The organism is Streptomyces antnestii (genome assembly GCF_004005495.1).
GTDB lineage: Bacteria > Actinomycetota > Actinomycetes > Streptomycetales > Streptomycetaceae > Streptomyces > Streptomyces antnestii.
Map to the genome: position 1 here is coordinate 138799 of NZ_RZYA01000022.1, position 10747 is coordinate 149545.

A 10747-nucleotide genomic window follows, 5' to 3' on the forward strand; every position below is an offset into this window, starting at 1 on the left:
CTGCTCACGCTCCGGCGGTGGCGACGAGGACGACGGCGATCGCCAGGACGACGGTCCCTGCGAGCAGGGCGCTGAGATAGGTCTGCACGTTGCCGGTCTGGGCCCGGCGGACGGCCCGGCCCAGCCAGTCGGGCAGGGCGGCGGCGCCGCGTACGTAGGTCTCGACGACCTCGCGGTCCAGGAAGCGGACCAGTGAGGCGGCGGCCGTGACCGGTCGGACGAACAGGGCCGAGTAGACGGCGTCCACGTGGAAGCCACGGGCGGCGTGGCGGTGCAGCGGACCTAGCAGGAGACGGCCGGGGTCCGCCGGGTCGGGGACGTACGCGACGTCGCCGTACGCGGCCGCGTGGGCGGCCATCGCCTCGGCCTCGACGATGCCGCCGCCCGCCTCGGGGTGGGCGACGACCGCGCCCAGCGGAAGCCGCGCGGCGAGGGCCGTGGTGTGGCGCCAGGCCGCGTAGGTGACGAGTCCGCCGACCAGGGCGACGCCCGTGCCGAGGACGGAGGTGGTGAGGGTCGGGGTCAGCGAGCGGCCGTCGAACCAGCGGGGCAGGACACCGACCGTGAGGCCGAAGGCGAGCGAGGGGATCGCCAGGACCCACAGGACGGCGTTCATCGCGACGGGCTGCCTGCCGTGGTCCGGTGCCTCGGCGCCCCGGCCCCGGAAGGCGAGGAGCCACAGGCGGGTGGCGTACGCGGCGGTGAGCAGGGCCGTGACGAGGCCGGCGACGAGGACGATCCAGCCGGCCGAGGACGGGATCGCCTCCGCGTGGCCGGTGGCCGCGTGCTCGGCGGCGCCGAGGACGGCCTCCTTGGAGAAGAAACCGCTGAACGGCGGGATCGCGGCGAGCGCGAGGAGCGCCACGGTCATCGTCCAGTAGGCGTCGGGGACGCGGTCGCGCAGGTCCTTCATGCGGGACATCTCGGCGAGCGAGTTGGTGCCGGCGGCGTGGATGATCACGCCGGCCGCGAGGAACAGGAGCGCCTTGAAGGCGCCGTGCGACAGGAGGTGGAAGACGGCGGCACCACGGTCGCCGACGGCGAGGGCACCGGTCATGTAGCCGAGCTGGCCGATCGTCGAGTACGCGAGGACGCGCTTGATGTCGTCCTGGGCGAGGGCGGCGAGGGCCGAGCCGGTCATCGTGACGGCCGCCATGACGGCGAGGACGACCAGGGCGGCGCCGGAGGCCGTGAAGACGGGGAGGAGCCGGGCGACGAAGTAGACACCGGCGGCGACCATCGTCGCGGCGTGGATCAGCGCGGAGACCGGCGTGGGGCCGGCCATCGCGTCGGGCAGCCAGGTGTGCAGCGGGAACTGCGCGGACTTGCCCGCCACGCCCGCGAGGAGCAGCAGGGCGATCAGCGTGGGGTGGTCGAGGCCGCCGCTCGCGACGGCGCCGAGGACCGTCGTGATGCGGAAGGACCCGGCGTCCACGGCGAGCGCGAACAGGCCGATCAGGAAGGGGACGTCGCCGAGCTTGGTGACCAGGAACGCCTTGAGGGAGGCGGCGCGCGCCTCGGGCGTCTCCCAGTAGTGGCCGACGAGGAAGTACGAGCAGATGCCCATGACTTCCCAGCCGACGAGCAGCACGATCAGGTCGCCCGAGTAGACGACGACGAGCATCGCGGAGGTGAAGAGGGAGACGAGCGCGGCGTACGACGGGTAGCGCGGATCGTCGCGCAGGTAGGCCGTCGAGTAGATCTGCACGCACGACGCGACGACGCAGACCAGGACGGCGACGAGCGCGGCGAAGCCGTCGATGTGGAGCGCGAGTTCGACGGGGACCGAGCCGGTCGGGGTGAGTTCGGTGGCCGCGTCGATGGACCGGCCGCCGCCCTGCCGCACGGCGACGACGACGGCGAGCGCGAGCGCCGCGAGGGTCGGCAGCACGGCGAGGGGCCGTACGAAGCCGGGGAGGGTGCGGCCCAGGAGCAGGCCGGCCGCGGCGGCCAGGAACGGGAGGAGGGGGACGAGTACGGCGAGGGTCGTGGTGGTCACGCGGTGGCCTCGGCCTTCTCGTCCGTCACGGCCACGGCCGAGGCGTCCGGAGCGGAGCCGTCCGGTCCGTCGTCCGGGGACTCGGCGGTGTCGCGGAGCTTGTCGATGTCGGAGGTGCCGCGGCCCCGGTACACGGCGAGGACGATCGCCAGGCCGATGCCGATCTCGGCGGCGGCGATGGCGATCGTGAAGAGGGTCAGCGCCTGTCCGGAGTGGAGGGTGTCGCGGGCGGCCTTGCTGAGCCACACGTCGAAGGCCACGAGGTTGAGGTTGACGGCGTTGAGCATCAGCTCCACGGACATCAGGACCAGGATCGCGTTGCGGCGGGCCAGCACTCCGTACAGGCCCGTGCAGAAGAGGAGGGCGGAGAGGACGGCGGGATAGGCGAGGTGCATCAGCGGTTTCCCTCCCGGGTCCTGGCGGTCGTGGCGGTCTTGGCGGTGTTGGCGGTCCTGTCGGACTTGCGGGACAGGACGATCGCGCCGACCAGGGCCGCCAGGAGGAGGACCGACAGGGCCTCGAAGGGGAGCACCCAGTGCTGGAAAAGGATCGATCCGGTCACGGCGGTGGTGCCCTGGGCGGCGCCGTCCAGGTCGACCCAGGTCGTGCGGAACGCGTCCACGACGACCCAGACGAGAGCGGCGGCCGCGGCGACGGCGACCGTCAGCGCGGCCCACCGGTTGCCCGAGTCGGCGTCCGGGGAGCGGCCGATGGGCGCCCGCGTGAGCATCAGCCCGAACAGGAGGAGGACGACGACGGAACCGACGTAGATGAGGACCTGCACCCAGGCGATGAACTCGGCCGTGAGCAGCAGGTACTCGACGGCGAGACCGCCGAGCGTGACCACCAGCCACAGGGCGGCGTGCACCAGCTGCCGGGTGGTGACGGTGACGATCGCCGCGCCGAAGGTGGCCAGGCCGACGAGGAGGAACGCGATCTCGACGCCGGTCGGCGAGAGGAAGCCGTGGGTCTGCGTGGCCGCCGCTGCGAGGGTGTTCACGCGGGCCCCTCCTCTCCGGGCGCGGACTCGCCGGGGGCGCCCTCGGTGGTAGCGCCCTCGGTGGTGCCGCCCTCGGTGGTGGCCTCTTCGGCGGCGGCAGCAGCAGCAGCGGCCTGCGCCGCCGCCAGTTTGTCGGCGGCCTTGCGGGCGGTGGCGAGCTCCTTGGGTTCCTCGGCCGCCGGGTCGAGCGCGGGCGGGGCCGGGACCGTCCACATCCACTCGCGGAGCTTGTCGCGCTCGTGGGTGAGTTCGTGGATGTCCGTCTCCGCGTACTCGAACTCCGGGGACCAGAACAGCGCGTCGAAAGGACACACCTCGATGCAGATACCGCAGTACATGCACAGGGCGAAGTCGATGGCGAACCGGTCGAGGACGTTGCGGCTGCGCTCGCGGCCGCCCTCGACCGCCGGCGGGACCGTCTCCTTGTGGGAGTCGATGTAGATGCACCAGTCGGGGCACTCACGGGCGCACAGCATGCAGACCGTGCAGTTCTCCTCGAACAGGCCGATGACGCCACGCGTGCGCGGCGGCAGTTCGGGCTGGACGTCCGGGTACTGCTCGGTGACGTGCTTCCGCGTCATCGTGCGGAGGGTTACGGCCAGCCCCTTGGCGAGGCCGGAGCCGGGGATCGGAGCCATGGTTACTGGATCGCCACCTTCACGATGCCGGTGAGCGCGATCTGCGCGAGGGCGAGCGGGACGAGGAGGGTCCAGGAGAGCTTCTGGAGCTGGTCCTCGCGGAGACGGGGGTAGGTGACGCGCAGCCAGATCACGACGAACGCGAGGACGGCCGTCTTCAGCAGGGTCCACACCCAGCCGAGGCCCTCGGCGCCCCACGGCCCGTGCCAGCCGCCCAGGAACAGGACGGTGGTGAGGCCGCACAGGACGACGATCCCGGCGTACTCGGCGAGCAGGAACAGGGCGAATCGCAGCCCCGTGTACTCAGTGTAGGCACCGAAGATGATCTCGGAGTCGGCGACCGGCATGTCGAAGGGCGGGCGCTGGAGTTCGGCGAGCCCGGCGACGAAGAAGACGAGGGCGCCGACGATCTGCCACGGCACCCACCACCAGTGGAAGGCCGCCACGATGCCGACCAGCGAGACGGTTCCGGCGGCCATCGCGACCGAGGCGGCGGCGAGCAGCATCGGCAGTTCGTAGGCGAGGAGCTGCGCGGCGGTACGGAGTCCGCCCAGGAGGGAGAACTTGTTGGCCGACGCCCAGCCGGCCATGAGCGAGCCGAGCACTCCGACGCCCATGACGGCGAGCACGAAGAAGATGCCGGCGTCGACGACCTGTCCCACCGCGCCCTCGGCCGGGCCGATGGGGATGGCGAGGAGAACCAGGAGGTACGGCAGGAGCGCGACGGCGGGCGCGAGCTGGAAGATACGGCGGTCCGCATCGGCCGGGACGACGTCTTCCTTCTGCGCGAACTTCACGCCGTCCGCGACGAGCTGGGCCCACCCGTGGAACCCGCCCGCGTACATGGGGCCGAGGCGGCCCTGCATGTGCGCCATCACCTTGTGCTCGGTCTGGCCGACGACGAGGGGCAGGACGAGGAAGGCGACGAAGACGACGATGAGCCGCAGAGCGACGTCGAGCACGTCGTTCACTCCGTTCCTCCTGTGGGGGTTTCGGGATTCTCAGGCGGGGTGTCAGGGGTTTCCGGCTCCGCCGGCTCGGGCTTCGTCCCTGGCTCGGGCTTCGTCCCTGGCTCGGGCTTCGTCCCTGGCTCGGGCTTCGCCCCCGGCTCGGGCTTCGTCCCCGGCTCGCGCTCGCGCTCGGGCTCGGCCCCGGGTGCGTCGAAGGCCGGGCGCGCGTGGTGCCACGGCGCGTCACTGCTACCGGCCTTCGGCACGGGCTCAGGAGTGGTGGCCGGCGCGGGCGGCGTCTGCGAAGCCGACCCCTGCGACGCGCTCCGCGAACGCCTCGGCGGCGCGGCGGCCGTACCCGGCGCCGCCCCCGCGTCCGGCGCGCCCGTCTGGCTCGCCGAGCCCTCCCCCGCCGTACGCGTACGGCGCACCGGACGGTCGCCCGCCGCGCGGCCAGCGCCGCGTGCCGGGCGGGCCGGCGCGGGTGGCAGCTGGCCCTTGAGCGGGCCCCATTCGTTCGGGTCGGGAACACCGGGCGGCAGCATCTGCCGCCGCTTGGGCCCCCCGTGCTCGGACTCCCCCGGCTCTTTGGCGCCCGGCCACGCCTTCACGACACGCGCCGCCAGCACGAAGTCCTTGCGCAGCGGGTGCCCCTCGAAGCCTTCGGGGAGCAGCAGCGGAACGAGATGCGGGTGGCCGGTGAAGTCGACGCCGAACATCTCGTGCGTCTCGCGCTCGTGCCAGGCGGCGCCCGCGTACACGTCGACGGCGCTCGCGAGGACCGGCGCCGCGTGCGGCACCGTCGTACGCAGCATCAGACGGTGTACGGAACCGGGGGCGACGGCGGCGACGTGGGCGCACACGCGGAACCCGGTCTCCGGTTCGTCGACCGCGCTCAGCCAGTCGAAGTAGGTGCACCCCAGCGTCGTACGGGCCGTCTCCAGGGCGGTGAGCCAGGCGTCGGCGGGGACGTCGACCGTCAGCAGGTCGTACGCCTCCTCGACGGTGGCCCCGGCACCGAACAGTTCCTCGACGGGGCCCGGCAGCCAGCTCATCGGTCACCGCCCGAAGGAGTCGTACCCGGCACGGGAGGCTTCACCAGGCCGCTGCTCAGCGCGGCCGGCGACGGCCGGCCGGCTGCCGCGTCGGCGCCGTAGCGCTCGCCGAGCGACTCGCGCGCGATCTTCTCCTGGAGCTTGAGGATGCCCTGGAGCAGTGCCTCCGGACGCGGCGGGCACCCGGGCACGTACACGTCGACCGGGATGATCTGGTCGACGCCCTTGGTGACCGAGTACGAGTCCCAGTAGGGGCCGCCGCAGTTCGAGCAGGCGCCGAAGGAGATGACGTACTTGGGCTCGGGCATCTGCTCGTACAGGCGCTTCACGGCCGGGGCCATCTTGTCGGTGACCGTGCCGGAGACGACCATCAGGTCGGCCTGGCGCGGGCCGGGCGCGAACGGGATGACGCCGAGCCGGATGAAGTCGTGCCGGGCCATGGACGCCGCGATGAACTCGATGGCGCAGCAGGCCAGGCCGAAGTTGAAGACCCAGAGCGAGTAGCGGCGGCCCCAGTTGAGGACCACCTTCATGGGCTCGGGGGCCAGGCGGGACAGTACGCCCAGCTTCTTCGGAGCGACAGGCTCCGGCAGGAGCACCGGCTCCGACGGGTTCACGTCCATGTCAGGACGCCCTTCTTGTATGCGTACAGCAGGCCCACGGCGAGGAAGCCGAGGAAGATGAACATCTCCACGAGCGTCGCCGCGCCGAACTGCGGACCGGCGAAGACGGTCGCCCACGGGAAGAGGAAGATCGAGTCGACCGCGAAGATCACGTAGAGGAACGCGTAGACGTAGTAGCGGACCTGGGTGTGGGCCCAGCCCTCGCCGACGGGGTCGACGCCGCACTCGTACGTCAGATGTTTCTCGTGGGTCGGGACCACCGGCCTCAGCAGCCGTCCCGCGCCGAAGGCGACGGCCACGAACAGGACGCCGACGGCGACGAGCACGCCGACGACGGAGTACGTCTGGAAGTAGCCCGCGGCGACCATGGTCGATTCCGGCACGTCCGCCCCTCGCTCCGTGGTGTTCGACGATCTGTACGCACGGGAGTCTAGGGCCTGTTAAAGAGACGGTAAGCAGCCCGTCCAGGGTTGAGGTGGGGTTATCCCCCGCCGGGTCCGGCAGCCCGCCTCATGGCGCCCTCGTGCCGGGCCCGGCACGCTGTCGCATATGACCGCTCGCATCATCACCTCAGAGCCGGAGGCCGTGGACCGTCCGCCGGCCCCGCGCTTCGCCTTCGACCGGCATACCTGGAAGGAGATCGTGTATCTCCTCACCAATCTGCCGGTTACCCTGCTCGGCTTCGTCTATGTCGTGACGACGCTGTCCATCGGCGTCGGCCTGGCCGTGACGGTGATCGGTCTGCCGGTGCTCGCGGCCGGTCTGCTGGGCGCGCGCCTGCTCGGCCGGGCGGAGCGGGCGCGGGCCCGTGGGCTGCTCGGGCTGCGCGTCGAGGAGCCGAGCCCGCTGCCGAGGGCCAGTGTGGACGGCTGGTTCGGCCGCCTCTGGTCCGGCCTGAAGGACCCGGTGGGCTGGCGGACGATGCTGTACTCGTTCATACGGCTGCCGTGGGGCGTGCTCACGTTCACCGTCACGCTGGTCGGCCTGTTCGTGCTGTGGCCGGTCCTTCCGTTCGTCGTGAGGGGCCTCGCGAACGCGGACCGGGCGATGGCGCGGGCCCTGCTCTCGCCGTCGGACGAGCTGGAGCGGCGGATCGCCGAGCTGGAGTCGGACCGGGGCGTCGTGGTCGACACGGCCGCCGCCGACCTGCGCCGCATCGAACGCGACCTGCACGACGGAGCCCAGGCCCGCCTGGTCAACCTCGCGATGGGGCTCGGCCTGGCGAAGGAGAAGCTCCTGGAGGACCCGGACGCCGCCGCGGTCATGGTGGACGAGGCGCACGGCGAGGTGAAGCTGGCCCTCCAGGAGCTGCGCGACCTGGCCCGCGGCATCCACCCGGCCGTCCTCACCGACCGCGGCCTGGACGCCGCGCTCTCCTCCGTGGCCACGCGCTGCACGGTCCCGGTGAAGGTGACGGCGGACCTGCCGGAGCGGCCCGCCGAGGCGATCGAGGGCATCGCGTACTTCACGGTGTCCGAGCTGCTGCAGAACGTCAGCAAGCACAGCGGGGCGCGGTCGGCGTCGGTCGACGTGTGGCGCTCCGCCGACCGGCTCCTCATCCAGGTACGGGACGACGGGCGCGGCGGCGCGAGCCTCGACAAGGGCACCGGCATGTCCGGCCTCGCGGACCGGCTGGGCGCGGTGGACGGACTGTTCGTCGTGGACTCGCCGGCGGGCGGCCCGACCACGGTCACCGCCGAACTGCCCTGGCGCGACCGCGCGTAAAGGTGCGGCGGAGGTAGGGAAAACCCCCGGTCCAAGACGCCGACCGGCTCCATGGCCGCGGGGCGCCGCCGCGGGGAGTCTGGACGTATCAAGGCGGACGAGCAGAACGGACGGACCCCACCCATGACCACGCCCACGCAGCACGGACAGGGATACGGCTACCGCGACGCGGTGGCCGGGGAACGGCGCCGCCGGCTCCCGGCCGGGCTCCGCGCGCCGGTCGAGGCCCGCACGTTCCGCGAGTTCGGCTATCTGCTCCTGAGCCTGCCGCTCAGCATCATGACGTTCGTGTACGCGGTGACGATGGTGTCGCTCGGCGCCGGGCTGCTGATCACGTTCCTCGGGATCCCGGTGCTCGCCGCCGCCCTCGCCGGGGCCCGCGGGTTCGCCGCGATGGAGCGGTCGAGGGCCCGCGCGCTCCTCGGCCTGGACGTCGGCTCGCCGGGCCCGCTGCGGGCCCGCGGCCACGGCCCCATGGCCTGGACGGTCGCCCTCCTCAAGAGCGGCGAGTCCTGGCGGAACCTGCTGTACGGGATCCTGCACTTCCCGTGGGCCGTCTTCGCGTTCAACGTGGCGCTGGTCTTCTGGACGGTGGGCTGGACGCTGCTGACGTATCCGCTGTGGCAGTGGGTCTTCCCCATGTACACGGGCCAGGGCGGGATCCAGCTGTACGGCGACGGCGCGCACGACATCTATCTGGACAACCCCTTCGAGATCACGGTCACCGCCGTGGTCGGCCTGCTGATCACCATGGCCGCGCCGTGGGTCATCAGGGCGCTGACCTGGGTGGACCGGCTGCTCGTGAGCGGGCTCCTCGGCCCGTCGCGGCTCGGCGCGCGCGTCGTGGAGCTGGAGTCGGACCGGGGCGTCGTGGTCGACACGGCCGCCGCCGACCTGCGCCGCATCGAGCGCGACCTGCACGACGGCGCCCAGGCCCGCCTGGTCAGCCTCGCCATGGACCTCGGCGTCGCGAAGGAGAAGCTGGCGGAGGACCCGCGGGAGGCGGCGCGCATGGTGGACGAGGCGCACGGCGAGGTGAAGACGGCGCTCCAGGAGCTGCGCGACCTGGCCCGCGGCATCCACCCGGCCGTCCTCACCGACCGCGGCCTGGACGCGGCACTCTCCTCCGTGGCCTCCCGCTGCACGGTCCCTGTCCAGGTCGACGTCGACCTGCCCGCGCGGCCCGCGCCCGCGATCGAGGGCATCGCCTACTTCACGGTGTGCGAGCTCCTGCAGAACGTCAGCAAGCACAGCCGGGCGACCCGCGCCACGGTCGACGTGTGGCGGGTCGAGAACCGGCTGATGCTCCAGGTGGCGGACAACGGCGTGGGCGGCGCGGACGCCGCCGCCGGCTCGGGCCTCGCCGGACTCGCCGGGCGGCTCGACGCGGTCGACGGGATCCTCCTGGTCGACTCGCCGTCCGCGGGCCCGACCCGCGTCACCGCCGAACTCCCCTGGCGCCGCGCCTGACCCCCGTCCGTCTCCCATGCATACAGGCCCTTACCGGCCAATCCCGTGGCTGCGGCCCCACGCGGTCCGGATGCTGAGATGCTGGGAGCCGTTGCACAGGTGGGACTGGCTGTGGGGGGCCGAGAAACGTGGAGGACAGGGTGCGAGTGGTCATCGCCGAGGACTCAGTGCTGCTCAGGGAGGGCCTGACCCGGTTGCTGACCGACCGCGGGCATGACGTGGTGGCGGGCGTGGGAGACGGGGACGCGCTGGTCAAGACGATCACCGACCTGGCCGCGCAGGGCGAACTGCCGGACGTGGTGGTGGCCGACGTGCGGATGCCGCCGACGCACACGGACGAGGGCGTGCGCGCCGCCGTCCTGCTGCGCAAACAGCACCCGGGACTCGGGGTGCTGGTCCTTTCGCAGTACGTGGAGGAGCAGTACGCCACCGAGCTTCTGGCCGGATCCAGCCGTGGCGTGGGCTATCTGCTCAAGGACCGGGTGGCCGAGGTGCGCGAGTTCGTGGACGCGGTGGTGCGGGTGGCGCAGGGCGGGACGGCGCTCGACCCGGAGGTGGTGGCCCAGCTCCTCGGGCGCAGCCGTAAGCAGGACGTGCTGGCGGGGCTCACGCCGCGCGAGCGGGAGGTCCTCGGCCTGATGGCCGAGGGGCGGACGAACTCGGCCGTCGCGCGTCAACTCGTCGTCAGCGACGGCGCGGTGGAGAAGCACGTCAGCAATATCTTCCTGAAGCTGGGCCTGTCCCCGAGTGACGGGGATCACCGTCGCGTTCTGGCTGTCCTCACCTATCTGAACTCCTGACGACCTGACACCCTGTCAGATATGGCGGAGCCGGTGCCCTTCCCGGGGCGGCAGGGCCTAGAACCAAAGGATGAATGGGCGCGTCTTCGAAGAGGGGGCCATGGGGGTGGGAAAATCATGACAAACAAGGCCAAAAAGCTGTCTCATTGTCGCGTCCACCATGCGAACTATCCAGGGAAGGCGACCCTTACCGACGTAGAGTGGGCCATGGAGGGGCCGGTCGGCCGGCCACTCCCGCAGAGCCGCCTCGAGGGAGGTCCAGTTCAGTGACCAGCCAGGTCAGTAGCCCGGCCGAGCAGGCCGATGAGGCAGTGGTCGGAGAGCAGCGCAAACACCCGGGCGACAAGGACGTACGGCGCCTGGACCGGGTGATCATCCGGTTTGCGGGTGACTCGGGTGACGGGATGCAGCTGACGGGGGACCGGTTCACGTCGGAGACGGCGTCGTTCGGGAACGATCTGTCGACGTTGCCGAATTTCCCGGCGGA

11 protein-coding genes and 1 pseudogene are annotated in these 10747 nt (G+C 71.9%); 4 read left to right on the top strand and 8 right to left on the bottom strand.

The features are described 5' to 3' along the window. Window positions 1–4: 4 nt before the first annotated feature. Genes EOT10_RS33430 through EOT10_RS33465 form a run of 8 tightly spaced genes read right to left on the bottom strand, consistent with a single transcriptional unit; the run spans window position 5 to window position 6633 of the window. Window positions 5–1999, bottom strand: coding sequence for an NADH-quinone oxidoreductase subunit 5 family protein (locus EOT10_RS33430; RefSeq protein WP_127832127.1), 1995 nt, complete (start codon window positions 1997–1999; stop codon window positions 5–7). Beyond that, window positions 1996–2394 (bottom strand): NADH-quinone oxidoreductase subunit NuoK, encoded by a 399-nt coding sequence (gene nuoK / locus EOT10_RS33435; protein ID WP_127832128.1) that lies wholly within the window; start codon window positions 2392–2394, stop codon window positions 1996–1998. The genes EOT10_RS33430 and nuoK overlap by 4 nt, the downstream gene beginning before the upstream one ends. Then, window positions 2394–2999 (bottom strand): NADH-quinone oxidoreductase subunit J family protein, encoded by a 606-nt coding sequence (locus tag EOT10_RS33440; protein WP_127832129.1) that lies wholly within the window; start codon window positions 2997–2999, stop codon window positions 2394–2396. Before EOT10_RS33440 ends, nuoK begins: the two co-directional genes overlap by 1 nt. Next, entirely contained in the window at window positions 2996–3637 is a 642-nt protein-coding gene (locus EOT10_RS33445; RefSeq protein WP_127832130.1) for a NuoI/complex I 23 kDa subunit family protein, read from the bottom strand. Before EOT10_RS33445 ends, EOT10_RS33440 begins: the two co-directional genes overlap by 4 nt. A gap of 2 nt (window positions 3638–3639) precedes the next feature. Next, window positions 3640–4608 (bottom strand): complex I subunit 1/NuoH family protein, encoded by a 969-nt coding sequence (locus tag EOT10_RS33450; RefSeq protein WP_127832131.1) that lies wholly within the window; start codon window positions 4606–4608, stop codon window positions 3640–3642. Next, window positions 4605–5642 carry an NADH-quinone oxidoreductase subunit C gene (locus tag EOT10_RS33455; protein WP_127832132.1) on the bottom strand — a complete coding sequence of 346 codons (1038 nt, stop codon included), beginning with the start codon at window positions 5640–5642 and terminating at the stop codon, window positions 4605–4607. The genes EOT10_RS33450 and EOT10_RS33455 overlap by 4 nt, the downstream gene beginning before the upstream one ends. Next, a complete protein-coding gene (locus tag EOT10_RS33460) occupies window positions 5639–6265 on the bottom strand; it encodes an NADH-quinone oxidoreductase subunit B (RefSeq protein ID WP_127832133.1) in 627 nt (208 codons plus the stop codon). Before EOT10_RS33460 ends, EOT10_RS33455 begins: the two co-directional genes overlap by 4 nt. Next, a complete protein-coding gene (locus EOT10_RS33465; protein ID WP_127832146.1) occupies window positions 6256–6633 on the bottom strand; it encodes an NADH-quinone oxidoreductase subunit A in 378 nt (125 codons plus the stop codon). Before EOT10_RS33465 ends, EOT10_RS33460 begins: the two co-directional genes overlap by 10 nt. Before the next feature lie 181 nt (window positions 6634–6814). On the opposite strand from EOT10_RS33465, the gene EOT10_RS33470 reads away from it, so the two are divergent. The 4 genes and pseudogenes from EOT10_RS33470 to EOT10_RS33485 all read left to right on the top strand — a co-directional run. Continuing rightward, window positions 6815–7990 (top strand): sensor histidine kinase, encoded by a 1176-nt coding sequence (locus EOT10_RS33470; protein ID WP_127832134.1) that lies wholly within the window; start codon window positions 6815–6817, stop codon window positions 7988–7990. A gap of 123 nt (window positions 7991–8113) precedes the next feature. After that, on the top strand, window positions 8114–9460 hold the full coding sequence (locus EOT10_RS33475; protein ID WP_127832135.1) for a sensor histidine kinase: 1347 nt from the start codon (window positions 8114–8116) through the stop codon (window positions 9458–9460). 140 nt (window positions 9461–9600) lie between these two features. Further along, a complete protein-coding gene (locus EOT10_RS33480) occupies window positions 9601–10260 on the top strand; it encodes a LuxR C-terminal-related transcriptional regulator (protein ID WP_317617379.1) in 660 nt (219 codons plus the stop codon). A gap of 266 nt (window positions 10261–10526) precedes the next feature. Beyond that, window positions 10527–10747, top strand: a pseudogene (locus EOT10_RS33485) (2-oxoacid:acceptor oxidoreductase subunit alpha); the annotation flags it as partial.